Source organism: Nocardiopsis xinjiangensis YIM 90004 (assembly GCF_000341145.1).
Taxonomy (GTDB): domain Bacteria; phylum Actinomycetota; class Actinomycetes; order Streptosporangiales; family Streptosporangiaceae; genus Nocardiopsis; species Nocardiopsis xinjiangensis.
This window is the reverse complement of sequence record NZ_ANBE01000018.1, coordinates 38657-63148: the sequence shown is the minus strand read 5'-3', so window position 1 is coordinate 63148 and position 24492 is coordinate 38657. Positions and strand designations below refer to the sequence as shown.

The window sequence follows — 24492 nt, the reverse complement described above, 5'->3', positions numbered from 1 at the left end:
CGATGGAACGGTGGATCGTGATCGCCGAACCGGCCTCAGGGCTCGGTCGGGACCTCGATCTCACCGTCGATGACCTGCTGCTTGAGCTCGTCGAGCTCGCCCTGGATCGGCTCGATGGCCTCCTCGTTGGACTGCGTGTAGTCCACGCCGCCGTCGGAGAGATCGAAGCGCTGGATGCCGCTCTGGGGTTCACCCTCGACGCTGGCCTCGATGAGGTCGTAGACGGCGACGTCGACCTGTTTGATGGCCGAGGTCAGCACGTAGGGCTTCTGCTCCTCGTCAGCGTTCTCGTACTGGTCGCTGTCGACTCCGATGAAGGTGAGTTCGTTGTCGGCGACGGCCTCGAGGACGCCGTTGCCCGAGGCCCCGGCGGCGTGGTAGATCACGTCGGCGCCGCGGTCGTGCTGGGCCTGGGCACTCTCCCTGCCCTGGGCCGGGTCGGTGAAGCCGCTGATGTCCGGCGGCTGGCTCAGGTAGTCGACCTCGACCTCGACGGAGTCGTCCACGTGCTCGACGCCGGCCAGATAGCCGGCTTCGAACTTCTTGATCAGCGGGGTCTCGACACCGCCGACGAAACCGACGTGGTCCTCCTCGGTGGTCAGCGTCGCGGCGGCGCCGGCCAGGAAGGAGGCCTGCTCTTCGGCGAAGACCAGGCTGGTGATGTTGTCGTGGCCCTCGATCTCCTCGTCGATGATCGCGAAGTTCACGTCGGGGAACTCGGAGGCGACGCTCTCGATGGGCTCCTGGTAGGCGAAGCCGACCCCGATGACGAGGTCGTAGCCCTCCATGGCCATGTTGCTGAGGCGGTCCTCCTTGTCGGCGTCGGACTCACCGTCGGACGGCTCGAAGTCGGCGCTCTCGATGCCGAGTTCCTCCTCGGCTCGCTCCAGGCCGCGGAAGGCCGAGTCGTTGAACGAGCGGTCGCCACGGCCGCCGACGTCATAGGCGAGGCCGACCTGGACGGTGTCCGCGTCGTCACCGCCGCCGGAGGCGTCTCCACCGCCGCCTTGCGTGTCGTCGCACGCGGTCAGCGCCAGTGCGCTCGCCGCTGCCAAGGCGGCGAACTTCGTTGCGTTCGTACGCTTCACTTCGGAACTCTCCCCTTCGCGCTCTCGGTAGTCCGAACATTCGCACTGAACCGACCTGAGTTCTGCTGCCGGACGATATCCCGTGGCATAAACCACACCTAACGGACGGGCCGAGTTGTTATGAAGGCGAGAGCGAAGCGACACGGGGACTTACCGACCGGCCACCCAAGGCATGCCGGGGCCGGGGAGATGAAGCATCAATATGGTTTCCGGAAGCACCGGAAAACGCTCTGACCCGCCATGACGACAGGGAGCGCTGTTTCACTCACCCACAGGTTCCTCACTGAACCAGTGGGTCGCTGGTCCATACCGGACCAACCACGCGGGGCAGCCTCGTGCGCCTCGCAGCCGGGATGGCGGCTCTCCGCTCAGCCCCGAACGAGAAAGTCCACGACGGCCTGCCGGAAGATCCGGGAGGAGACCGCACTGACGTGGTCGCGGCCGGGGATCTCCAAGTGACTGCCGCCCCGGTCACGGGCGAGCTCCTCGGCACCGGCGGCGAGAGCGTCCTCGGACCCGGCGGCCAACAGGAACGGAACACCCTCGGGGACCGGTTCGGGACGGAAGGGCCGGGCCGCCTGGCCGCGCGCGCAGGCCGCGAGGGCGGCCGGGTCGTTGCCGGGCAGGGTGCTGACCGTACGGAAGACCTCGTCGAAGGGGGTCGTGCCCTCGCCCAAGGCGTTCAGGTCGGTTCCGGCGAAGGCGTCGGCCGGGCCGAAACCGCCCAGCACCAGGCACCGCACCCGCTCGGGCGCGCGCAGGGCCAGATCCCAGCCCAGGCGGGAGCCCATGGAATACCCCACGACGTCGACCCGGTCCACGTCCAGCTCGTCGAGGAGCCCGACGAAATCCCGGGAGAAGCGCTCGGGCAGGTAGGCGTCGTCATCGGTGGGCTTGTCACTGCCACCGTGCCCGCGCAGGTCCGGACCGAGGACACGCAGCCCTTCGTTCCCCAGTTCCTGGACCCACCCCGCGGATTTCCAATTCATCTCGAAGTTGGTTCCGAAACCGTGCAGGAGAAGCACCGGTACCGCGCCCGCCGGGGACCCCGGGTGCAAATCCGTATAACGCATGACGAGATCGTCGGTGAGATTCGCAGGCATGAATCCTTCAATCGTTTTCCTGGGAGGAGACTATCCGGACCGGACACGCTTTGCGTTCGTATTTTCCGATGAACAGAAGCAGTTTTCCGGGATCATGTTCGTTGTATCCTCCAAGAAGCTTCCGGGGGCACCGGATCCGCGCCCCCGGAAGCACGGGCTCACTCGGTGGGCGGGGTGAGACGCACGCGCCTGCGGGGTCGGCTCTCCTCCTCCGGGACCGTGCCGACGATGCCGGCGCGGGGCCCGTCCGCCGCGGCCACCGCGAAGGTCACCAGGGGCGCGCCCACCCGGACGACCTCGTCGGGGACCGCGTGCAGTTCGACGACGCGCCCGTCGTGGGGCGAGGGGATGACCACGGCAGACTTGGTGGTCTCCATCTCCACGAGGGGGGCGTTGCGTGCGATGTGGTCGCCGACATCGACCTCCCAGTCCAGGAGGGTCGCCTCGACCAGGCCCTCGCCCAGGTCGGGGAGGGTGAAGGTGATGGTTTCTTCTGCCATGTCGGTATCAGTACTCCAGAGTGCGCTGCACCGCGAGCAGCACACGGTCGATGGTCGGCAGGTACTGGGGCTCGAGCGGGCCGGCCGGGTAGGGGACGTCGAAACCGGTGACCCTCTGCACCGGGGCCGCCAGGTCGCCGAAGCAGTTCTCGGTCACCCGGGTGGCGACCTCGGCACCGAGGCCGGCGGTCAGGGGTGCCTCGTGCACGACCACGGCACGTTTGGTGCGCCGGACCGAGGCGGCCAGGACGTCGGTGTCCAACGGGGTGAGCCAGCGCAGGTCCAGGACCTCGAGCTCGACGCCGTCCTCGGCGGCCAGCTCCGCGACCTGGAGGCAGCGGTGGACCATGGCGCCCCACGCGATGAGGGTTCCGTGGCTGCCCCGGCGCACGACGCGGCCGGTGCCGACGGGTTCGGTGGGTTCGGCCAGTTCCACGGGGCGCTTGTCCCAGTAGCGCGCCTTGGGTTCCATGAACACGACCGGGTCCTCGCAGCGCACCGACTGCAGGAGCAGGCGGTAGGCCTCGCCCGGATCGGAAGGCACCGCGACCTTGAGCCCGGGGGTGTGGGCGAAGAGCGCCTCCAGGCTCTCGCCGTGGTGTTCGGGGGCCTGGATGCCGCCGAAGGAGGGCAGACGCAGGGTGACGGGCATGGGCACGGCGCCGCGGGTGCGGTAGTTCATCCGGGCGACCTGGTTGACGATCTGGTCGAGGGCCGGATAGGCGAACCCGTCGAACTGCAGTTCGGGGACGGGTCTCCACCCGTTCATCGCCAAGCCCACGGACATGCCCATGATGGCCGACTCGGCCAGGGGGGTGTCGAAGACGCGGTCGGTCCCGAACGTCTTCTGGAGGCCGTCGGTGACTCGGAAGACCCCGCCGAGGGTGCCGACGTCCTCGCCGAAGACGAGAGTGTCGCTGTTCTCGGCCAGCAGGGTGTGCAGGGCCCGGTTGAGGGCCTGCTGCATGGACAGTTCGACGACCGGCCCGGTGGTGGTGTCGGCGGTGTGTTCGATCAGCTCGGTCACGGCTCGACCTCTTCCTTCCAGGTGCGGTGCTGCCGGGCCACCTCATCGGTGGTCTCCCGGAACACGTGCGTGAACAGTTCGGTCCCCTCGGGTTCGGGTGTGTTGGAGACCCCGTCCCGGATCCGCCGGGCCTCCTCGCGGGCCTGTTCGTCGATCTCGGACAGCGCGTCCTCCTCTGCGTGCCCTGCGGCGATGACGGCCTCGCGCAGCAGGGTGAGGGGGTCGCGGCGGCGCCAGCGTTCGGTCTCGGAACCGTCGCGGTAGCGGCCGGGATCGTCGGAGGTCGAGTGGGGTTCGACGCGGTAGGTGAGCGCCTCGATCAGGACGGGGCCCTCGCCGCGGCGTGCGTGGGCGACCGCCTCGACGGTGGCACGGTGGACCGCACCGGCGTCGTTGCCGTCCACGAGCACCCCGGGCATGCCGTAACCCTCGGCGCGGGCGGCGATCGATCCGCCGGCGACCTGGTGTTCGTTGGGCACCGACAGGGCCCACTGGTTGTTCTGGCAGAAGAAGACGACGGGGGCGCCGTAGACACCCGCGAAGTTCATGGACTCGTGGACGTCGCCCTCGGAGCTGGCACCGTCGCCGAAGTAGGCCAGGGCGACCCCGTCATCGCCGCGCAGGCGTTCACCGACCGCCCATCCGACGGCGTGGGGCACGGGGCCGCCGACGACGGCGTTGACGGCGCCGAAGCGGGAGGCGGCCACGTCGTACAGGCCGCCGTGCCACAGGGCTCGGTGGGTGGCCATGTAACCGACCATGTCGACGCCGTAGGCCTGGGCGGCGGCCATCTCGCGGTAGGTCGGGAACACGAAGTCGCGTGCGGGGTCGAGTGCGGCGGCGCTGCCCACCTGGGCGGCCTCTTGTCCGCGGACGGAGACGTAGGCGGGAAAGATCCCTTGGCGCTGCAGCGCGATGGCCTCGGTGTCGAGGTCGCGGGCGGTACGCATGTGGCGGTAGAGCTCGCGGGCGAGGTCGGGGGGCAGGTGGTCCACGGTGATGGATCCTCGGCCCACGGACGCGTGCTGTGGCATCTGTAGCGGCTCCCAACGTGGCCCCTGGACGCGTGGCGTGGGCGGGGCCGGGCTCTTCACTGTCCTGCCCGATTCTGCGTTGCCTTCGACACTTTTGGTAGATAAGCGTCCATAGTTGATACACATGCGAACGAGATCGATGTTTCAGTTCGCGATCGTCCAACTACGCCTGTTCATGAACCGCAAAAACCACACACGGCCCTGTACACCGTGAAACGGCCGCACTGCCCCTGGACGGAAACGTGCGGGCCGGAGGACGTGCTCGCCAGATGTCGGAAACAAAGCCCTACAACCGAACACTCGTCATGGATCAGGGGCTTTCCGTGAGACAAAATGCCGATTCGAGGGCGAAGCGGTGTAGTGACCCGCCAGTACGGGAAACCCCCACCCAATTCGTCGTGTCCACCCCGGGTACAGTCGTCATCCCACCGGCGGCCTCGTTCCCCTCCCTTCCCCCCGATCCCCCGCCCCGTCTCGCCACCTGAGACCCCGATGGACGAAGCCATCGTTCCCCTGGTAGTTCGTTGGCCCCGTCCTTCGTCGATGACGACCGCGAGGGGCCTCCGCGAGCACAAGAGCACACGAGGAGCACGCACATGGCCATGGGCGACCAGCGTCGTAACGGTCGGCGTCCCGACAGCACCGACCAGACGATCCTCAGCGCGCTCGCCAAGGACGCGCGAACCGGCATCACGGAGATCGCAGCACTGGCCAACGTCTCCCGCGCCACCGCCTACAACCGCATCAAACGCCTCACCGACGACGGGGTCATCCGCGGATACTCCGTGGTCACCGACCACACGAAGATGGGCCTGGGCGTGACCGCGCTCGTGCTCATCTCCGGCAGCCAGCCCGACTGGCGGGCCAACCGCGAAGTGCTCTCCTCCTACCCTGAGGTGGAGTACTGCTGGTACGTCGTCGGTTCGGCCGACATCGTGCTCCTGGTCCGGGTGGCCAACACCAACCAGCTGCGCGACCTCATCCTGACCCGCCTGCAGTCGCTGCCGGGGGTGACCGCCACCCAGACCCTCACCGTCATCGACGAGGTCGTACACCGGCCCGTGGTCGAACCTTCCGACGAGACCGAGTGAGCCGACCGCTCACCGGCCGCGCACCAGGCCCGAGACCGACGACATCACCTCGGCGAGCACCCGAACGCCGCGAGCGCGGATCGGACCCATCTCGTCCGCGGCGTCCAGAACCACCTCGGCGTAGGCCTTGAGCTTGGGTTCGGTACCCGAGGGGCGCAAGGTCACCCGGCCCCCGCCCTCGAGCCGGAACCGGAGCGCGTCGGTGGGCGGGAGTTCGGCGTGCCCGGCCGCGAAGTCCTCCACACCCTCCACCGCGAAGGGACCGAACGCCTCCGGCGGGTCCGACCGCAGCCGGCGCATGATCCCGGTGAGCAGCGACAGGTCGGCCACCCGCATCGAGAGCTGCTCGGTCAGGTGCAGGCCGTACCGCTGCGCCTGGACGTCCAGCAGGTCCAGCAGCGTGCGCCCGTCACGCCGTGCCCAGGCCGCCAGGGCCAGCAGCACCAGCGCCGCCCCGATCCCGTCCTTGTCGGCGACCGGGCGTCCCCCGTCCCCGCCGACGCAGTATCCGAGCGCCTCCTCGTAGGAGAAGACCCGCTTGCGGCCCCCTCCCGCGCGCGCCAGCCACTTGAACCCGGTCAGGGTCTCGTCGAAGTGCGCCCCGTGGTCGTGGGCGATGTGCCCCACCAGGGCCGAGGAGACGATGGAAGCGGCCACGGCGCGCTCGCCCGAGGTGTGGTCCAGCACGTACTCGGCCAGCAGCCCGCCGACCTCGTCACCGGAGAGCATCCCGTGCCCGGGCACCGCCACCGCGAGCCGGTCGGCGTCGGGGTCGTTGGCCACGATCACGTCGGTGCCGTTGGCCTCCCCTTCGCGCAGGGCCAGATCCATGGCGCCCGGTTCCTCCGGGTTGGGGAAGGACACCGTCGGGAAGGCCGGGTCCGGTTCGAACTGTTCGGCCACGACCGTCGGACGCGGGAACCCGGCCCGTTCCATCGCGGCGATCAGCACCCGGCCGCCCACGCCGTGCATGGCGGTGTAGGTGACGCCGACCTCCCGCGGGCCCTCCGGCGTCAGTGCCGTGACCGCCGCCAGGTACCGCTCCAGGATCTCCGGCCCCAACCGGGTCCACTCCGACCCCAGGGGCAGAGCGCCCACGGCGCCGACCCGGTCGATGGCCGCGGAGATCTCGGCGTCGGCCGGGGCGACGATCTGGGTTCCGGCGTCCTCCCCCGCACCGCCGACGTAGACCTTGTAACCGTTGTCCTGGGGAGGGTTGTGGCTGGCGGTGACCATGACCCCCGCGTCGGCACCCAGCTCGCGCACCGCGAAGGCCAGCACCGGGGTGGGCAGCGCCCCCGGCAGGACCGAGACCCGGTGCCCGGCCCCGTTGAGTACGGCGGCGGTGTCGACGGCGAAGTCCTCGGACCGGTACCGGGCGTCGTGGCCGACCACCACGTGGCGCGGTCCCTCACCGAGCCAGGAGCCCAGTCCGGCCGCGGCACGCATGACCACCACACGGTTCATCCGGTTGGGGCCCGCGCCCAGAGCACCGCGCAGCCCGGCGGTGCCGAACTCCAGACGGGCGCCGAAACGGTCCTCGAGGTCGGCGACGGCCTCGGGCACGTCCGCCTCCACCTGTTCCAGAAGAGCGGACAGCTCCTCACGGGTGCGGGGATCGGGGTCCTGGGCGAGCCACGTCCGGGCCGCGGTGAGGGTCTCGGTCATCGGACGGGCTCGATCTCGGCGACGATGTCGGCCAGCATGCGCCCGACCCGGCCGGCGGAGTCGCGACCGGTGGCCAGGACCTTCTCGTGGTCGAGGTCGGCCCCTTCCAGCCCGGCGGCGATGTTGGTGACCAGGGACATCCCCAGGACGCGGGCCCCGGCGGCCCGGGCCGCGATCGCCTCCAGGACGGTGGACATCCCGACCAGGTCGGCGCCCATGGCGCGCAGCATCCGGATCTCGGCGGGGGTCTCGAAATGGGGACCGGGCATCGCCGCGTACACACCCTCGGCCAGGTCGGGGGCGACCGAGCGGGCGATCCCGCGCAGTTCGGTGCTGTAGGTCTCGGACAGGTCGACGAAGGTGGCCCCGCTCAGCGGCGAGAGGGAGGTCATGTTGAGGTGGTCGGCGATCAGGACCGGCGAGCCCACCGAGTAGCCGGGGTTGATGCCGCCGGCGGCGTTGGTCAGCACCACGGTGCGGGCCCCGGCAGCAACAGCGGTGCGCACCCCGTGCACGACGGCGTCGGTGCCGTGGCCCTCGTACAGGTGCGTACGGCCCAGGAAGGCCAGCATGTGGCGGTCGCCGGCGGAGATGCTGCGGAGGGTGCCGCTGTGGCCTTCGACCCCGGGCGGGCGGAATCCGGGCAGCTCGGCGGCCGGCAGTTCGTGCTCGCACTCGCCCAGCAGGTCGGCGGCAGGGGCCCACCCGGATCCCATGACGAGCGCGACGTCGTAGGCGTCCACACCGGTGTGCGAGCGCAGTGCGGCTGCGGCCTCCTCGGCGGCGGCCTGAGGTGTGCGGGTCACTACGTGTTCTCCGTTCGTTCGTTCCGGTGGTTCGCTCCCCTGCTCGTCCCGGGGTCCATGGGACGGGACAGGATCTGCTGCGGCCCGTTCGGGCCGCCATGGTGGTCGCGGCCGGTCGGGGCGAACCCCGCGGCCAGGTAGGTGCGTCGGCCCGCTTCGTTGGCACGGTTGACGCACAGCACGATCTCGGTGGCTCGCGGTGCGACCTCGGCAACCAGGGGATCGAGTGTCGGAGCCGAGCAGGCCGCCCGTCCGATGCCGCGGCCCTGCCATTCCGGCGTGAGGTAGTAGGCGCGCAGCAGAGCGGCCCGTTCCGGTGTGTCGACCAGGTCGCGCAGGTGTCCGCGCAGGTCGACGATGCCGAACCCCGCACAGCGGTCCAGGGCTTCGGCCCGGTCACGGGGCCGGGCGCCGGCGAGCACCACCGCGAACGGGGTCCGGTCGGGGTCGGTGTCGGCCCGGGGCAGGGTGTGGACGGCCTCGGTGACGAACCGGCGCTGGTCCGGGGCGACCCGTTGGCGCACCACCGCCTCGCGCAGTGCCCGGGTCTGGTCGGTGTCGTGGTCCAACCGGACCAGGCGCAGGGCAGGGGTCCGCCCCGCGTCCTGGCCGGACGACGTATCGGTCGTCGAGGTCGACACGCCGCTCCTTCCCTCGGGCGGGCCGTCACCGGCCCGCGGACGCTCACACCCCGATCGGGTGCCAGACCGTCTTGGTCTCCAGGAAGGGTGACATACGCGAGGTACCCGGGTCGGGGTCCAGCCAGGCCCGTTCATCCCCGCCGGCCTCGGGCCCGGGACGCAGGACCCGGGTCAGGCTTTCGGCGGCGGCCTCCTCGAAGCCGGTGGCGTGTTCCCCGGCCCCGGCCAGGTCGAGGGCATCGACGTCGGCGTGCGCGGCCAGGTGCGGGCCGATCTCCCCGGCCCGCCCGGTCAGCAGGTTGATCACCCCACCGGGCACGTCGGAGGTGGCGAGCACCTCGGCCAGGTCGACGGCGGCCAGGGGCTCGGTCTCGGAGGTCACCACCACTGCGGTGTTGCCGGTGGCCACGACCGGGGCGAGGACCGAGGACAGCCCCAGGAGCGGGGCCTCCTGTGGGGCGAAGACCACGACCACACCGGTCGGTTCGGGCGCCGAATGGTTGTAGTAGGGGCCCGCGACCGGGTTGGAGCCTCCGATGACCTGGGCGAACTTGTCGGTCCAGCCGGCGTAGTACACCCAGCGGTCGATGGCGGCCGAGACGATCGTCTCGGCCTCGGCCCGGTCGGTGCCCCGGGCCACCGCTAGTTGGTCGGTGAACTGGGCGCGGCGGCCCTCCATGACCTCGGCGACCCGGTACAGGATCTGGCCGCGGTTGTAGGCGGTACGGCCCGACCAGCCGGTGAAGGCCTTGCGGGCGGCGACCACCGCGTCACGGGCGTCCTTGCGGGAGGCGAGCGAGGCGTTGGCCAGGTGGTCTCCGTCGGCGGAAGTCACGGGGTAGCTCCTGCCCGATTCCGAGCGGGGGAAGGCCCCGCCCAGGTAGAGCTTGTAGGTCTTGCGGACCGCGAGGCGGGCCGGGGCCCGTGTGGCCTTCCGGGCCGTCTTCTTCGCGTCGGTGCGCCGCTCAGCCAAGGTAGGCCTCCAATCCGTGCCGCCCGCCCTCGCGGCCGTATCCCGATTCCTTGTAACCACCGAAGGGGCTGGTCGGGTCGAGCTTGTTGAACGTGTTGGACCAGACCACACCGGCGCGCAGGCGCTCGGCGGTCCAGAGCATGCGTGAACCCTTCTCGGTCCACACCCCGGCGGAGAGGCCGTAGGGGGTGTTGTTGGCCTTGTCCACGGCCTCCTCGGGGGTGCGGAAGGTCAGCACCGACAGGACCGGGCCGAAGATCTCCTCGCGGGCGACCCGGTGGGACTGGCTGACGCCTGTCAGGAGCGTGGGCGCGAACCAGTAACCGTCCGTGGGCAGGTCGCAGGCCGGGGACCAGCGTTCGACACCCTCGGCCTCTCCGCTGTCGGTGGCCTCGCGGATACGGCGGAGCTGGCCGGCGGAGTTGATCGCACCCAGGTCGGTGTTCTTGTCGAGCGGGTCGCCCACACGGATGCGGGAGACACGCTCCTTCAGGCGGGGCAGGAGTTCCTCGGCGATCGACTCCTGCACGAGCAGGCGCGACCCGGCGCAGCACACGTGGCCCTGGTTGAAGAAGATGCCCTGGACGATGCCCTCGACCGCCTCGTCCAGGGCGGCGTCGTCGTAGACGATGTTGGCGCCCTTGCCGCCCAGTTCCAGGGTCAGTCGCTTGTCGGTGCCGGCGACCGCGCGGGCGATGCCGCGCCCCACGTCGGTGGAGCCGGTGAAGGCGACCTTGTCCACCCCCGGGTGTTCCACGAGAGCCTGCCCGGTCTCGCCCGCGCCGGTGAGGATGTTGACCACACCGGGAGGCAGGTCGGCCTCCTGGCAGATCTCGGCGAAGACCAGGGCGGTCAGGGGTGTGGTCTCGGCCGGTTTGAGGACCACGGTGTTGCCGGTGGCCAGAGCCGGGGCGATCTTCCACGCCAGCATGAGCAGCGGGAAGTTCCACGGGATGACCTGGGCGGCCACACCGAGCGGGCGCGGGTCGGTGCCCAGGCCCGCGTGGTGGAGCTTGTCGGCCCAGCCCGCGTGGTAGAAGAAATGCGCCGCGGCCAAGGGCAGATCGGCGTCGCGGGTCTCCTTGATCGGTTTGCCGTTGTCCATCGATTCCAGGACGGCGAGCTCGCGGGAGCGTTCCTGGAGGATGCGGGCGAGCCGGAACAGGTACTTGCCGCGTTCGGCCCCGCTCATGGGGCCCCACACGTTCTCCTGCGCGTGCCGGGCCGCCGCCACGGCACGGTCCACGTCGGTGGGGCCGGCCACGGCGACGGTGGCCAGTGCGCTCTCGTCGGCCGGGTTCAGGCTGGTCAGGTTCTCGCCGCTCTCGGCAGGGACGAACCCGCCGTCGACGAAGAGGTCGTAGTTCTCGCGCAGCGTGACGACGGAGCGGGACTCCGGCGCGGGCGCGTACTCGAAGATCTCTGCCACGTCTGTCAGTCCTGCGTGTAGTGGTCGGGGCCCGGATAGGTGCCCGTGGACAGCCTGGTGCGCTGCATGAGCAGGTCGTTCAGGAGGCTGGAGGCACCGATGCGGAACAGGTCCGGGGTGAGCCAGTCCGGTCCGGCGGTCTCGTTGACCAGGACCAGGTTGCGGATCGCGTCCTTGGTGTTGCGGATCCCGCCCGCGGGTTTGACGCCCACGTGGCGGCCGGTGTCGCGGTGGTGGTCGCGGACGGCCTCCAACATGACCAGCACCACGGGCGGGGTCGCGGCGGGCGAGACCTTGCCGGTGGAGGTCTTGATGAAGTCGGCGCCGGCACGGATCGCCAGGTGGGAAGCGCGGCGCACGTTGTCGAGGGTGGAGAGCTCACCGGTCTCCAGGATGACCTTGAGATGGGTGTTCCCGCAGGCCTCCTTGACCGCGGTGATCTCCTCGTACACCTTCGGGTAGTCGCCGGACAGGAACGCGCCCCGGTCGATGACCATGTCGATCTCGCTCGCGCCGTCGGCGACCGCTGCTCGGGTGTCGGAGAGCTTGGCCTCCAGAGGCGCGCGGCCCGACGGGAAGGCGGTGGCCACGGACGCGACGCCGATGCCGGTGCCGCGCAGGGCCTCCACGGCGTTCCCGACACGGTCGGGGTAGACGCACACCGCGCCGACGGAGGGCACCGTGCGGTCCTCGGGGTCGGGGCGGGCGGCCTTGGCGCACATGGCCCGGACCTTGCCCGGGGTGTCGGCGCCCTCCAGGGTGGTCAGGTCGACCATGGATATGGCCAGGTCGATCGCGCGGGCCTTGGCGGTGGTCTTGATCGACCGAGTGGAGAGGTCCTTGGCGCGGGCCGCGGCGCCGACCTCGTCCACGCCGGGGAGTCCGTACAGGTACGCCCTCAGTTCTCGGTCGGTCACCGCCTCGGGCACGGATGCTGTGTTGGGCACGGGCACCTTCAGGGTCGACGGTGTGCGGGGCTCCGGCGCGGGCCGGCGGGGTGGCGTGCACCACGTCCGACGCCGCCAGGCAGCACCCTAACGCCGGGGTGGGCGGCCGTCAGCACACCTGCGCTCCACACCCCCAAGGTTGGGTTCTTCTCCAGCCCGGATCCCGTCGTGTGCTTGTGCGTTCGTCCAACCAGACCGCCGAAATCCCCTCAAAACCGGCGCTTGTGCTCCGCGTGCGAGACGCGCCGCACAGGACCGGTCCAGACCGGACCACGCCCCTTCCCAGCTCTGGACTACCCTTGGGTGCATGGCGGAGTTCCGGATCAGCAGCGACGACGAACAGGTCGACCTGCGCAAGTTGGCGACGGCCCTGACCGAGTCCCAGGGATGGGCCCGCGACGAGGTGAGCATCTGGGACACGCGGCGCGGCGAGGTCATCGTCAACGTCGACGACACGCTGTTGCGTCCCCCCGAGGCCGACCCCCTGCACCGCCCGCGGCACACCCCCGCGGACGTGCACCGGGCCTGTGAACACCTGCGCCGCGAGGAGCCGTCCCTGCGCGGGGTGGACTTCGTGTTCCTGCGCGAGGAGACCGCCCGTTTCTTCTCGGCGGGATGGACCGTCGCCGACGTGCTCCACGCACTCGCCCACCGGCCCGACCACGTGGTGTGGCCGACCGGCCCCGAGCACCGCGGCGACGCGTGGCTGCGCCACCGCCTGACCGCCTGGCGCACGCCCGACGGCGACATCCGTCCCTCCCACTCCCAGGAGGCCGCGCAGCTGCGCGTGGTCAGCCGCGCGGGCCTGCCCATGGAGCTGGGCCTGCCCGAGGACGTAGAGCTCTCCGAGCGCCCCGTGGCCAGTCCCGAGGCCGCGCGCTCGGCCGCCGACGACGCGCGCCGTCTGATGCGGCAGAACTCCCGCACCACCACCAACTCCCTCGCCCACCAGGACCGGACCTCCGAGAACATCCACCGTCCGGACCGCTGAGGCCGCGAGGCCCCGGACCGCGCCCGCGCAGGCGCACACCTCGGCCCCGGGCGCACACCGGTGCGTGCGCGAGCGGCCAGGCGCTCTTCTGTGCGCGCGGGGGCAGGCGTCCCCCGGGTTCCGGGACGGAGTCAGGGAGCCGGCGGGCCGTGCCGTTCGCGGCGGTTCTCCTGGTAGAGGAGGGCGGTGTTGTCCGCGCACAGGCCCAAGAACCTCTCCAGCGGTCCGCGGCCGAGGAGGAGCCGCCAGGCCACCGCGAAGACCACCGCGCCAAGCACGAGCCACTCCAGGAGCCACGGCGTGTGCCAATCCATGGGTCCGAGCACACCGACCACCACGGCGAGCACGAACAGGTGCCCGGTGTAGACCGTCAGCGGCATACGCCCCACCGAGGTCAACGGATACATCAGGAAGCGCGCGCGCTCGGCGAGCCACAGGCACGCCACCAGCACCAGGAGGGCCTGGCCCACGGACTCGGCCATCTCGAAGTGGGTCCCGGTGTGCGGGGTGCCGACCGCCAACCACCACCAGGAGTCGGTGGGGACCTGGCCGGAGATCGAGTACGCCTCGTCCATGACCTGTTCACGCAGGTTCTCCCGCAGCTGCGGGTCCTCGGCGATCGAGGCCGGGTAGCCGAGGGAGGAACCGGACCCCTGCGCGAGCCGGTCCAGTCCGCCGAACACGTACAGCGCGGCCCAGGACCCCGCGTACCCGGACGCGGTCAGCGCGGCACCGGTCGCCAACAGCCGCACCCGGATCGCGGTCGCGCCCAGATCCAGCCGTCCCACGGCCATCCCCGCGAAAACGAACACCATGAAGGTGATCGCCGGATAATAACCGGTGAGCAGGAACTCCGACAGCGACGAGACCGCACCCTGCGGCGTGCGCGGAGGCACCAGGTCCTGCCGCAACAGGAACGACAACGGCGGCCCCACCGCAGCCAGGCCCGCGGCCACCGACACCAGAGCACCCGCCCGCAGCTTCGCCAAGGGCAACGCGAGCACGAAGAACCCGGCGTAGTAGGTGAGGATGACGGCCACCGGCACCGCCAGCGTATCCAGCATCAGCCCGAGCATGCCGATGACCAGCGCCCGGGTCAGCACCTTGACCACCACCAGGCGCAGGGGTTCACCGGAGACCGGCCGCGTGCGCCCGGTCATCAGCGCCAGGGACAACCCCGCCAGGAACGCGAAGAGCGCGGAGGAGTTGCCGCGCACCAGGTCGTGCACGGCCTGCCCCGCGCCGTCCGGGTCGAGCAGCCCGAACGAGTCCACGCTGACGTGGACCACGAACATCCCGAGGACGGCCAGGGCCCGTGCGGCGTCGATCCCGTCGATGCGGGTCCGTTCCTGTGTCTTCGGGGCGTGGGCGCCCGGTCGGTTCTCAGCCACGCCGGTCAGCCTACGCACACGTTCGTGCCCCGGCGCCCAGAGGCGCCGGGGCACGGGTCCGGGGGCCTTCCCGGCCGGGCCCTACCCGTCGGTGGTGAGGGAAGTGAAGTGGTCCAGCGCCTCAGGGTTGGCCAGGGAGTCGCGGCTGGCGACCTTCTCCGCGGGCTCGCCCATGAGGATGCGCTTGACCGGTACCTCCAGGACCTTGCCGGAGAGGGTGCGCGGCACCGACTCGATCATCCGCACCCGGTCGGGCACGTGGCGCGGTGAACAGTCGGTGCGGATCCGCCGGGCGATCTCCTTGGGCAGGTCCCCCTCCAGGTCGGCCCCTTCGCGCAGCACCGTGAAGAGTTCGATCCTGGAGGACCCGTCTTCCTGGGGCACGTCCACCACGAGCGCGTCGAGCACGTCCTCCAGAGCCAGGACGGCGCGGTAGATCTCGCTGGTGCCCATACGCACCCCGCCCCGGTTGATGGTGGAGTCCGAACGCCCGTAGATGACCGCGGTCCCGCGCTCGGTGATCTCGATCCAGTCGCCATGCCGCCAGACACCGGGGTACATGGCGAAGTAGCTGTCGTGCAGCCGCTCCCCCGACTCGTCTCCCCAGAAGAACACGGGCATGGACGGCGCCGGCTGTGTCACGACGAGCTCACCGACCTCGCCGGTGAGCGGGCGGCCCTCGGGGTCCCAGGCCTCCACGGCCATCCCCAGCGCCCGCGACTGGATCTCGCCCTCGTACACGGGCAGCGTGGGGGTCCCGCCCACCAGGCAGCTGCACACGTCCGTGCCGCCGCTGGTGGAGAACAGCCACAGGTCCGAACCGAACTCCTCGTAGACCCACGAGAACGCCTCGGGACTGAGCGGCGATCCGGTCGAGCCGATCCCCCGCAGCCGCAACAGGTCACGGCCGCGGGTGGGGCGCACGCCCTCCTTCATGCACGAGGACAGGTAACCGGCGCTGGTTCCGAACAGTGTCACCCCCGTGTCGGCGGCCAGGTCCCACAGCCCGTTGAGGTCGGGCGCGGCGGGGCTGCCGTCGTAGAGCACGATGGAGGACCGGGTCAGCAGCACGCTCACCAGGAAGTTCCACATCATCCACCCGGTGGTGGTGTACCAGAAGACACGGTCGTCGGGGCGTGCGTCCAGGTGCAGGTGGAGGTTCTTGAGCTGCTCGAGGAGGATCCCGCCGTGCCCCTGCACGATCGCCTTGGGCAGGCCGGTGGTACCGGAGGAGTACAGCACCCAGAGGGGATGGTCGAAGGCCACGGGGGTGAACTCCAGCTCAGCGCCCGCGCCGGAGGCCTCCAGGTCGGCCCAGGGGATGGTGCCCTCGGTGGTCTGCCCGGGACGGAGTTGGTCGAGGACGACGGTGTGCTCGACCGTGGGCATGGCCTCGCGCAGTTCGGCGACGACCCCGCGCCGGTCGAAGTCCTTGCCGCCGTAGCGGTAACCGTCGACGGCCAACAGGACCTTCGGTTCGATCTGCGCGAACCGGTCGATGACGCTGCGGACCCCGAAGTCGGGTGAGCAGGAGGACCACACGGCGCCGAGGGAGGCCACGGCGTAGAACGCGGCGACGGTCTCGGGCAGATTCGGCAGATAGGCGGCGACCCTGTCGCCGGGGCCCACCCCCTTCTCCCGCAGTCCGGCGGCGATGGCGGCGGTGCGCCGGCGCAGCTCGCCCCAGGTCCACTCCCCCAGCGGCCGCAGTTCGGTGGCGTGGCGGATCGCGACGGCGTCGGGATCGCGGTCCTCGAAGATCTGCCGGGCGTAGTTGAGGGCGGCCCCGGGAAACCACTCGGCTCCGGGCATGGCCCGTTCGGTGAGCACTCGCTCGTAGGGGGTGTCGGACTCGACCCCGTAGTACTCCCAGATCGCCGCCCAGAAGTCCTCGATGTCGGTGGTCGACCAACGCCAGAGGGCATCGTAGTCGAACGCCCCTTCCGCCCCCGTCTGCTCACCGAAGGCGCGCACGCCCTTGGTGCGCTCGGCCCAGCGGGCGAACTCGACGATGTTGGCGGACTCGAGCATGCTCTCGCCCGGTTCCCAGAGCACGCGGGGGACGCCGCTCTCCGTCATTGGTGCGCCTTCCGTTCGACGTGACATGTCGTGTTGTGAGACCCGTCTGACAACACATTATGGTCACGCTAACGTTCCGCCCGGCACCGGCGGAGACCGGGGTGGACGTCGGACCTGGTCAGACTCCCCGCAACGCTGCGACGGCAGCGACGGGGGTGTCCACGACGGGGGCCCCGGTGGCGACGAGCCGGTCGCGCGACATGAGCCCACTGGCGACCAGGATCGGCTGTGCCCCGGCCTGCTGTGCCGCTCGGGCGTCGTCGTCGATGTCACCGATGAGTACGACCTTGGCGGGGTCGATGCCCTGGTTGTCGAGGTGGTGGACCAGGTGCTCGGCCTTGGAGTCGTGCTCGGTGGTGAACCGGCGCCCGTCCATGCGGGTGAAGTGGTGGGCGAGGCCGCGTTCGGTCACCAGCGGGAGGAGGTGGTCGTGGCCCGCCATGGACAGCAGCGACTGGGTCCCGCCCCCGCCGGCCCAGGTGTGCAGCACGTCGGGGACCCCGTCGGCGAGCTCGCAGGTGGGCAGGTGGTGCCGGTAGCCCTCGTCGTAGAGCTGTTCGACCCGGTCCCACTCCCCGTCGGCGAAGGAGCGGCCGAGGAGTTCCTCGTAGCAGGAGATGAGGGGACGGCGGAACACCGTACGCCAGTGGTCCATCTCCACGGGTTCGCGGCCGAAGGTCGTGCAGACGGCGTTGACGGCGGCGAGGTTGGCGTGGTTGTCGTCCAGGAGTGTGCCGTTCCAGTCCCAGACGATGTGTGTGATGTCGCTTCGGTCAAAACTGAATTCAGTCATCGGATGAACTGTACGGCCCGGAGGCCGGGTGACGGTATGCGTTATCGGCCACTCCGGCCTCCCCCGGCTCCCGGGCCGTGGGGGCCGTAGGGCCCCGGGCCGTGCGGTCCGGGGCCGTCGGGAACGGGGGCCCCGTTCGAACGGAGCGCACGGGCACGGCGCCGCCGGCGCAGGAGGAGGAACCCGGCGAGCACCAGGAGCGGCAGGATCACGAGGACGAGCAGGGGGGCCACCACCGCGAACAACGCGGTCAGGAAGCTCACCACGTCCTCCACCGCGGAGAGCACAGGGGCGGCGCAGCCGAGCGTGGCGGTGTTGGCCGCGGGCCGGGCGAGGGTCTTGACGACGTGCAAGGCCAGGGCGACGAGGCAGCCGGCAAGGAGCGCGCCCCACGCGAGCCCGCCACTGTCCCCGACCGCTCCCGAGGCCTCCCCGACGATCTCGTCGAGCGGCACGGTCGCGGTACCCGCGGCGAAGGTGATACCGCCGGAGGTGGGGCGTACGAAGGTCTGGAGCGTGTCGTTGAGGCTGTCGAGGGCCGGAACCTTGTCGGCGNTCGGAGCCACTGCCACGTCGGCCCGAGAGGGAGGGCATCGGTGTAGCGGGCCATGAGGCTCACCATCAGGAGGGGGATGTAGGCGTTGAGCCCGGCCGAGGCCGACAGGCCGAGGCCGGTGAGGGTGGCGAGCATGCGGGGGCCCTTCGTGTGCTCCGGTCGTGTACTGGTAGGGACGCCTGAGGAGCACAGAAGGTTCGCCGCCCCCGGTTATTGCCAGTAACGCTCCACCTCGGAGACCGGGCGGGCCTGGGCCTCGTCGGGGTCCTGCCCGTACTCGGCGCGGGCGCGGCGTCGGCGCAGCAGGTCCCAGCACTGGTCGAGGGCCGCCTCGACCTCCTTCATCCGACGTCGTTCCTCGTTGTCCAGGCCCTCGGGGTCGGAGCGCAGGATGTGCTCCTCGTCGATCAGGCCCCGGATGGTGGTCATGATGTCCTTCTCGCCGGTGTCGCTCATAGGGCCATGGTCGGCGGGCCACCGGGCCCGAGCAAGAACCCCTGTACCGCGGTTGCCCGTCCCGTACCGAACATTTACGTGTGGGTGCGTGCGTGTGAGCACGACGCGCACTGCGCCCCGCACCGCCCGTCCCGCCAGGGCCGGGCGGTGCGCGCGGTCTGAGAAACTCCTCTTACGGACGGTTTTGGCGGACAACCACACGAACGGCGACCGGCTGCCGCGGAACAGGAGCGGGACCTCCGCCGTTTCATACCTTGAGGGGGTATTGTTATGGCACCTGATCAGGAACAACAGGGAAGCGGGACCATGGCGGGCAAGCACGGTTACAGCAACGACAAACAGAAGCACCTCAACCGGCTGCGCCGGATCGAGGGGCAGATCCGCGGACTCCAGCGCATGGTCGAGGACGACCAGTACTGCATCGACGTCCTCACACAGACCTCCGCGGCGAACAAGGCCCTGCGTTCGTTCGCTCTCTCGATGCTGGACGAGCACCTCAAGCACTGCGTCGCCCACGCTGTGGCCAACGGCGGCGACGAGGCCGACGAGAAGGTCCGCGAGGCCTCCGACGCCATCGCCCGCCTCGTGCGCTCCTGACCCGATCGGTACAACGGCACACGACCAGCGTTAGCGTTGTTGTATGCCCCCTGAGCAGCAACCTTCCCCAGAAGAAGCCAACCACCTCTCGCGCGTGCTGCAGCGCCGATTGGCCCTTCCCGTCCTGATCTCCGCGATCGTGTCCGTCCCGGCCGTGCTGTTGACCGTGTGGGCCGACGGCATATGGGCCGACATCGGATCCTGGGCCAACGTGGCCGCCGGGGTGATTCTGTGGGCCGAGTGGATCCTGCTGATCGTGTTCGCCGAGGACAAACTCCAGTGGCTACGCACGAACCGGTGGAGCACCTTCGTTGCGGCCGTGACCCTTCCGGCCGTGGTCTTCACCCTGGGCCCCGCCCAGCTGCTGCGTCTGCTGCGCGTCGCCGGGACTCTGCCCGTCATCCGTCTGACCAGGATCGTCGAGGCCGGAGGGGTGGTGCGCCGCCGCCTGGGCCTGTCCGGCGCCGCGAAGACCGCCGTGCTCGCCACCGCCGTGGCTCTGTGCATCCTCGCCGCGGGGGCCCTCCTGCTCGACCCGGAGTCCGCCACCCGCCGTTTCCTGGCCGATCTCGACGGCCGTTTCGAGCCGTGGCAGGTGATCACGGCCGTGACCGCACTCGGTGTGGCCACGACCGCCATCCTCCTGTTGTCCCGGAACGCACAGCGACGGGAACGGGCCGAGGACCAGAACTATCCGTAACGCTCCTTCATGTTCTCCATCAACCGCGCCCCCTCGGTCCGGGCTCTCTCGGCGTCCATGTACTCCACCTCCTCGTTGGCCACGAACGACGCGGGTCGCCCGTCGTCGGCGAAACCGAGCCGGGAGATCTCCCCGCCGGTGAGGCCGCGGATCGCCCAGTTGGCCATGATGCGGGCGCGGGCCGTGTTGGAGGGGGCCGCCATCACGTGGTAACCGCGTGTGGCCGCCAACGCCGGGTAACCGCTCAATTCCATTTTGAGGATCCGCGCGAGCGCGTCCTTGCCGCTGAGGTCCACCACCAGCCCGAGGTCCTTGTGCCGGAACTCCTGCAGCGGACGGCCGAGGATCGAATTGACGACGTTGTGTGCGACCGTGTCGGCCTGGCGGGTCGCGTACTGCGCCGTGGGCGGGCAGTACGAGCCGTTCGGCTCGGCGACGTTGGGCACGGAGGCCGCGTCACCGATGGCGAAGACCTCCGGCAGGCCCGGGACCCGCAGGTCGGTGCCGACCTCCAGGCGACCGCCCTGGGTGGGCTTGTCGAGCGTCCCCATGAGCGGGCTGGGCGAGACCCCGGCAGTCCAGATCAGGGTCCGGGACGGCAGGGCCCTGCCGTCGGTGAGTACGACCTTGTCGGGGGTCACCTCGCGCACGGTGACCTTGAGCTTGACCTCGATGCCGAGGTTGCGCAGAAGCGTGAGCGCCTTGCGGCCGAGGCGGTCACCGAGCTCGGGAAGGACCTTGGGAGCGATGTCCACCAGGTGCCAGCGGATCTCCGAGCGCAGCTCCGGGTAACGAAGGGCCGCCTCTTCGCACAAACGCTTGAGGGAGGCCGCGGTCTCCACGCCGGTGTAACCACCACCGACCACGATGAACCTGCAGCGTTCCTCACGTTCGGCCGGATCCCGGCTGTCGTTGGCCAGTTCGAGCTGGCCGAGCACGTGATCGCGCAGCAACACCGCCTCGGCGAGCGTCTTGTTGCCGTAGGCGAACTCGGTCAGGCCCGGGATGTCGAAAGCACGTGTGAGGCTCCCTGGCGCCAGCACGAGGCGGTCGTAAGGTACCGGCGTGAACTCCCCGGTGGGCCGTTGCACGACCACGGTCCGGTCCGAGGTGTCCACACCGACCGCGTGCCCGGGGATGAACCTGCTCTCCCGGGTCATCCTGTGCACGGACATGGCGACCGACTGCGGTGTGAGCATCCCGGAGGCCACCTGCGGCAGCAGTGGGCTGTAGAGCATGTAATCGTTCGGCGCGACCAAGGAGAGGTCGGCCGACCCGGTCGGGATGCGACGTTCGAGGTGCCGGAGCGTCTGCAGGCCGCCGAAGCCCGCTCCGACCACCACGATCCGAGGCCGAGACATATGTACACCGCTCCTTACTCATCGGGGGCGGGACGTCGTCCTGGACGGCTCGTGTGGGGCCGCTGGGACCTGGTGTACCCACCGGGGCCGAATGTACGGCCGAGTCGGTCGCTCTCTCTGCTCCCACACAAGACGTTCCGAGGGCTTTGCTGTCCATTGGAGAGCCCCTGAAAAGCCATACGACTTCTTGACTCGCCCAGGCCGCGGAACTGGCCGACGACAAAGGCACCTGTGTCACGCTGTGTAACGGCGCGATAACTTCGCGCGCTGACTCGAGTAGTGAAGGACTGGGGCACCATGCGTGCTTTTACCAAGATCACGGCCGCGACGATGCTGGCCGGTGGGATGAGTGTCTTCGGCGCCGGCGCTGCCTACGCCGCCCCGCAGGAGTTCGATGCACCGTCGATGAACGAGAAGCCGGTCAGCCAGGAGGCGGCCGAGCAGCTCCTGGGATCGCAGGAGGAAGGGGCGGAGAACCCTGAAGCCACCGGGGCCGCGGGCCAGGACGAGGCCCCGGCCGAAGAGGCACCCGCCGAGGAGGAGACCGAAGCGGGCAACCCGCTCGAGCAGCTCCCGATCGCCCAGGAAGAAACCCCCGCCGAAGAAGCACCCGCCGAGGAGGAGACCGAAGCGGGCAACCCGCTCGAGCAGCTCCCGATCGCCCAGGAAGAAACCCCCGCCGAGGACGCTGACGCCGCTCGGGTCGGGCAGTGAGGAATCATCCCCGCTCGGGAAGGGGCGGTCGGCCCGCGGGGTCGACCGCCCCTTCTCTCATGGGCCCGAAGGCCCGGGCCCCTCTCCCCGGCACACCGCTCCACTGCCCCGGCCCCGGATCCCCACCGGCCCGCGTCTTGTAAGAAACCCTGTCCACCGGACGGCACGGCACGGGACGCGCGGGACAGGCGCGTGCCGGTGGGCGTTTCGCGCGGGACGGGAGCGGGGTCCGCGTCAGGGGTCACGGACGAGCGCCGAGCGTCCCATGGCGAACAGCAGCTCGGCCATCGCGTCACGACCGACCGTGCCACGGCTGTGCGGTGTGGAGTTGAGCAGCCCGAATGCAGCGTGCACCGAGGCACGCAGGACGGCCCGGGCTTCCTTCGGGCGCAGGCGGGCCAGGACCCCGACCCACTGCTCGAGGTAACCGCGTTGCAGCCGCCGTACCCGCCCCCGGTCCTCGGGGGTGAGGTTGCCGAGTTCACGGTCGTGCACGGTGATGAGCGCCGGCTCGTCGAGCGCGAAGGCGATGTGCCCGCGCAGGAGCAGGTCGAGGGCGTGGTCGGGGCCCTCTGCGCGCGCGAGGAGCTCCTCCCCCTGGCGGGAGAGACGGGAGCTGATCTCGACCAGGACCTGCCCCAGGAGCGCCTCCTTCCCGGGAAAATGCCGGTACAGGGCCGGACCGGTGGTGCCGACGGCACGCCCGAGCTCGTCGATGGTCACACCCCGGTAGCCGTGTTCGGCGAAGAGCTCGGCCGCCGCGGCCAGGATGTCCGCTCGGCGCCCGCTCGCGGGTCTGGCCCCCATGTGCTCCCCACTCTCGTCCGTCCAAGGTCTGGACACCCATGTTAGTAGTCATTAACATCACCGATGTTAGTGACTGTTAACACCCTCCACGAGAGGACACCATGAACAGGGCACCTGTGCTCGGCTCGACGGTCGATCCCGCCGGGCCCGCGTTCGCCGCCAACGACGCCGCGAACCGCGCTCTGGCCACACAGCTGCGCGAACGCATCGCCACCGCGGCCCTGGGCGGACCGGAGAAGGCCCGTACACGCCACGTCGAACGGGGCAAACTCCTGCCTCGCGAACGTGTCGATCTCCTCCTCGACCCCGGTTCGCCGTTCCTGGAGATCGCGCCCCTGGCCGCGTACGGCATGTACGGCACCGACGGCCACGACGCCCCCGGCGCCGGGATCATCGCCGGGATCGGGCGGGTCTCCGGACGCCCGACCGTGATCGTGGCCAACGACGCCACCGTCAAGGGCGGCAGCTACTACCCGATGACGGTCAAGAAGCACCTGCGCGCCCAGGAAGTGGCGCTGCACAACCGGCTCCCCTGCGTCTACCTCGCCGACTCCGGTGGGGCGTTCCTGCCGATGCAGGACGACGTCTTCCCCGACCGGGAACACTTCGGCCGTATCTTCTACAACCAGGCGACGATGTCGCGTCTGGGCATCCCGCAGATCGCCGCGGTCCTGGGGTCGTGCACCGCGGGCGGCGCCTACGTGCCCGCCATGAGCGACGAGGCCGTCATCGTCCGAGAGCAGGGCACGATCTTCCTGGGCGGACCTCCGCTGGTCAAGGCCGCCACCGGTGAGATCGTCAGCGCCGAGGAGCTGGGCGGGGGCGACCTGCACTCCCGGGTCTCCGGGGTGGCCGACCACCTGGCCGACGACGACGCCGACGCCCTGCACCAGGTCCGGCGCATCGCCGACACCCTCGGCCCCTCCGACGCACCCGCGTGGGAGACACGCACGCCGACCCCACCGAAACTCGACCCCGAGGAGCTGTACGGGGTCGTGCCCTCCGACACCCGCACCCCCTACGACGTGCGCGAGGTCATCGGCCGTGTCGTCGACGGCAGCGAATTCACCGAGTTCAAGGCCGAGTACGGCACCACCCTGGTGACCGGGTTCGCCCACCTGCACGGCCACCCGGTCGGGATCATCGCCAACAACGGGATCCTGTTCGGCGAATCCGCGCTCAAGGGCGCCCACTTCATCGAACTGTGCGACCGGCGCAGCATTCCGCTGGTGTTCCTGCAGAACATCTCCGGGTTCATGGTCGGACGCGACTACGAGGCCGGGGGCATCGCCAAACACGGCGCGAAGATGGTCACCGCCGTGGCCTGCGCCCGTGTCCCCAAATTCACCGTCGTCATCGGCGGGTCCTTCGGCGCCGGCAACTACAGCATGTGCGGCCGCGCCTACTCGCCCCGGTTCCTGTGGATGTGGCCCAACGCCCGCATCTCCGTCATGGGCGGGGAGCAGGCCGCGTCGGTGCTCTCGACCGTGCGCCGCGACCAGATGGAGGCGCGCGGGCAGGAGTGGTCGGCCGAGGACGAGGAAACCTTCAAGGCCCCCATCCGCGACCAGTACGAGGAACAGGGCAGCCCCTACTACTCGAGCGCCCGCCTGTGGGACGACGGGGTGATCGACCCGGCCGACACCCGCGACGTGCTCGCCATGGCCCTGTCGGCCGCCCGCCACACACCGCTGGAGCCCGTGGGCTACGGCGTCTTCCGGATGTGAGTCCCGTGACCGA

23 protein-coding genes and 1 pseudogene are annotated in these 24492 nt (G+C 70.2%); 6 read left to right on the top strand and 18 right to left on the bottom strand.

Translation table 11 applies throughout. The annotated features are described in order from the left end of the window. Nucleotides 1-35: 35 nt before the first annotated feature. From D473_RS0110835 to D473_RS0110815, 5 genes are all read right to left on the bottom strand, one after another. Nucleotides 36-1088 carry a BMP family lipoprotein gene (locus D473_RS0110835; protein ID WP_017609092.1) on the bottom strand — a complete coding sequence of 351 codons (1053 nt, stop codon included), beginning with the start codon at nucleotides 1086-1088 and terminating at the stop codon, nucleotides 36-38. Nucleotides 1089-1456: 368 nt separating this feature from the next. Beyond that, nucleotides 1457-2191 carry an alpha/beta fold hydrolase gene (locus D473_RS0110830; RefSeq protein ID WP_017609091.1) on the bottom strand — a complete coding sequence of 245 codons (735 nt, stop codon included), beginning with the start codon at nucleotides 2189-2191 and terminating at the stop codon, nucleotides 1457-1459. Between the two features lie 158 nt (nucleotides 2192-2349). Next, complete coding sequence (locus D473_RS0110825) at nucleotides 2350-2691, bottom strand: biotin/lipoyl-containing protein (RefSeq protein WP_017609090.1); 342 nt, start codon at nucleotides 2689-2691, stop codon at nucleotides 2350-2352. A gap of 7 nt (nucleotides 2692-2698) precedes the next feature. Continuing rightward, complete coding sequence (locus D473_RS0110820; protein ID WP_017609089.1) at nucleotides 2699-3718, bottom strand: alpha-ketoacid dehydrogenase subunit beta; 1020 nt, start codon at nucleotides 3716-3718, stop codon at nucleotides 2699-2701. Further along, a complete protein-coding gene (locus D473_RS0110815) occupies nucleotides 3715-4752 on the bottom strand; it encodes a thiamine pyrophosphate-dependent dehydrogenase E1 component subunit alpha (protein ID WP_026126823.1) in 1038 nt (345 codons plus the stop codon). The genes D473_RS0110820 and D473_RS0110815 overlap by 4 nt, the downstream gene beginning before the upstream one ends. A gap of 596 nt (nucleotides 4753-5348) precedes the next feature. On the opposite strand from D473_RS0110815, the gene D473_RS0110810 reads away from it, so the two are divergent. After that, nucleotides 5349-5843: an Lrp/AsnC family transcriptional regulator gene (locus tag D473_RS0110810; RefSeq protein ID WP_017609087.1), complete on the top strand. Its 495-nt coding sequence runs from the start codon at nucleotides 5349-5351 to the stop codon at nucleotides 5841-5843. Between the two features lie 9 nt (nucleotides 5844-5852). On the opposite strand, the gene D473_RS0110805 is transcribed toward D473_RS0110810, so the two are convergent. From D473_RS0110805 to deoC, 6 genes are read right to left on the bottom strand one after another with little or no spacing between them, the layout of a single operon-like run. Further along, the gene (locus D473_RS0110805) at nucleotides 5853-7511 is read right to left on the bottom strand and encodes a phospho-sugar mutase (protein WP_017609086.1); all 1659 of its coding nucleotides are present in this window, start codon (nucleotides 7509-7511) and stop codon (nucleotides 5853-5855) included. After that, entirely contained in the window at nucleotides 7508-8317 is an 810-nt protein-coding gene (locus D473_RS0110800) for a purine-nucleoside phosphorylase (RefSeq protein ID WP_017609085.1), read from the bottom strand. Before D473_RS0110800 ends, D473_RS0110805 begins: the two co-directional genes overlap by 4 nt. Beyond that, a complete protein-coding gene (locus D473_RS0110795; RefSeq protein WP_017609084.1) occupies nucleotides 8317-8958 on the bottom strand; it encodes a GNAT family N-acetyltransferase in 642 nt (213 codons plus the stop codon). Before D473_RS0110795 ends, D473_RS0110800 begins: the two co-directional genes overlap by 1 nt. Before the next feature lie 43 nt (nucleotides 8959-9001). Beyond that, nucleotides 9002-9931, bottom strand: a complete 930-nt coding sequence (locus D473_RS0110790) for an aldehyde dehydrogenase family protein (RefSeq protein ID WP_017609083.1) — start codon at nucleotides 9929-9931, stop codon at nucleotides 9002-9004. Next, nucleotides 9924-11360: an aldehyde dehydrogenase family protein gene (locus D473_RS0110785; protein WP_017609082.1), complete on the bottom strand. Its 1437-nt coding sequence runs from the start codon at nucleotides 11358-11360 to the stop codon at nucleotides 9924-9926. Before D473_RS0110785 ends, D473_RS0110790 begins: the two co-directional genes overlap by 8 nt. A gap of 5 nt (nucleotides 11361-11365) precedes the next feature. Then, nucleotides 11366-12313 (bottom strand): deoxyribose-phosphate aldolase, encoded by a 948-nt coding sequence (deoC, locus tag D473_RS0110780; RefSeq protein WP_033353170.1) that lies wholly within the window; start codon nucleotides 12311-12313, stop codon nucleotides 11366-11368. 301 nt (nucleotides 12314-12614) lie between these two features. On the opposite strand from deoC, the gene D473_RS0110775 reads away from it, so the two are divergent. Then, nucleotides 12615-13298 (top strand): hypothetical protein, encoded by a 684-nt coding sequence (locus D473_RS0110775; protein WP_017609080.1) that lies wholly within the window; start codon nucleotides 12615-12617, stop codon nucleotides 13296-13298. A gap of 131 nt (nucleotides 13299-13429) precedes the next feature. Here D473_RS0110775 and D473_RS0110770 read toward each other — a convergent pair whose 3' ends face one another. From D473_RS0110770 to D473_RS0110750, 5 genes and pseudogenes are all read right to left on the bottom strand, one after another. Next, entirely contained in the window at nucleotides 13430-14689 is a 1260-nt protein-coding gene (locus tag D473_RS0110770; protein WP_026126822.1) for a heparan-alpha-glucosaminide N-acetyltransferase domain-containing protein, read from the bottom strand. 81 nt (nucleotides 14690-14770) lie between these two features. Continuing rightward, the gene (locus D473_RS0110765) at nucleotides 14771-16768 is read right to left on the bottom strand and encodes an acetoacetate--CoA ligase (protein WP_017609078.1); all 1998 of its coding nucleotides are present in this window, start codon (nucleotides 16766-16768) and stop codon (nucleotides 14771-14773) included. Nucleotides 16769-16886: 118 nt separating this feature from the next. After that, nucleotides 16887-17561, bottom strand: a complete 675-nt coding sequence (locus tag D473_RS0110760; RefSeq protein WP_017609077.1) for an HAD family hydrolase — start codon at nucleotides 17559-17561, stop codon at nucleotides 16887-16889. Between the two features lie 41 nt (nucleotides 17562-17602). Further along, nucleotides 17603-18252: pseudogene (locus tag D473_RS25685) on the bottom strand (DUF4126 domain-containing protein). A gap of 75 nt (nucleotides 18253-18327) precedes the next feature. Continuing rightward, nucleotides 18328-18573 (bottom strand): DUF2630 family protein, encoded by a 246-nt coding sequence (locus D473_RS0110750; RefSeq protein WP_017609075.1) that lies wholly within the window; start codon nucleotides 18571-18573, stop codon nucleotides 18328-18330. 306 nt (nucleotides 18574-18879) lie between these two features. Here D473_RS0110750 and D473_RS0110745 point away from each other — a divergent pair, with 306 nt between their 5' ends. Then, nucleotides 18880-19170, top strand: a complete 291-nt coding sequence (locus tag D473_RS0110745; protein WP_017609074.1) for a metal-sensitive transcriptional regulator — start codon at nucleotides 18880-18882, stop codon at nucleotides 19168-19170. A gap of 43 nt (nucleotides 19171-19213) precedes the next feature. After that, nucleotides 19214-19870 (top strand): hypothetical protein, encoded by a 657-nt coding sequence (locus tag D473_RS0110740; protein WP_026126821.1) that lies wholly within the window; start codon nucleotides 19214-19216, stop codon nucleotides 19868-19870. Here the strand turns inward: D473_RS0110740 and D473_RS0110735 are convergent. Then, complete coding sequence (locus tag D473_RS0110735; RefSeq protein WP_033353166.1) at nucleotides 19861-21231, bottom strand: NAD(P)/FAD-dependent oxidoreductase; 1371 nt, start codon at nucleotides 21229-21231, stop codon at nucleotides 19861-19863. The genes D473_RS0110740 and D473_RS0110735 overlap by 10 nt on opposite strands. A gap of 297 nt (nucleotides 21232-21528) precedes the next feature. Between D473_RS0110735 and D473_RS0110730 the strand changes: the two genes are divergently transcribed. Further along, nucleotides 21529-21945 carry a hypothetical protein gene (locus tag D473_RS0110730; protein WP_152436814.1) on the top strand — a complete coding sequence of 139 codons (417 nt, stop codon included), beginning with the start codon at nucleotides 21529-21531 and terminating at the stop codon, nucleotides 21943-21945. Nucleotides 21946-22179: 234 nt separating this feature from the next. Here D473_RS0110730 and D473_RS0110725 read toward each other — a convergent pair whose 3' ends face one another. Continuing rightward, nucleotides 22180-22752 (bottom strand): SACE_7040 family transcriptional regulator, encoded by a 573-nt coding sequence (locus tag D473_RS0110725; RefSeq protein ID WP_017609070.1) that lies wholly within the window; start codon nucleotides 22750-22752, stop codon nucleotides 22180-22182. A 116-nt stretch (nucleotides 22753-22868) separates the two neighbouring features. Here D473_RS0110725 and D473_RS0110720 point away from each other — a divergent pair, with 116 nt between their 5' ends. Next, on the top strand, nucleotides 22869-24479 hold the full coding sequence (locus tag D473_RS0110720; protein ID WP_017609069.1) for a carboxyl transferase domain-containing protein: 1611 nt from the start codon (nucleotides 22869-22871) through the stop codon (nucleotides 24477-24479). The last annotated feature ends 13 nt before the right edge of the window (nucleotides 24480-24492 follow it).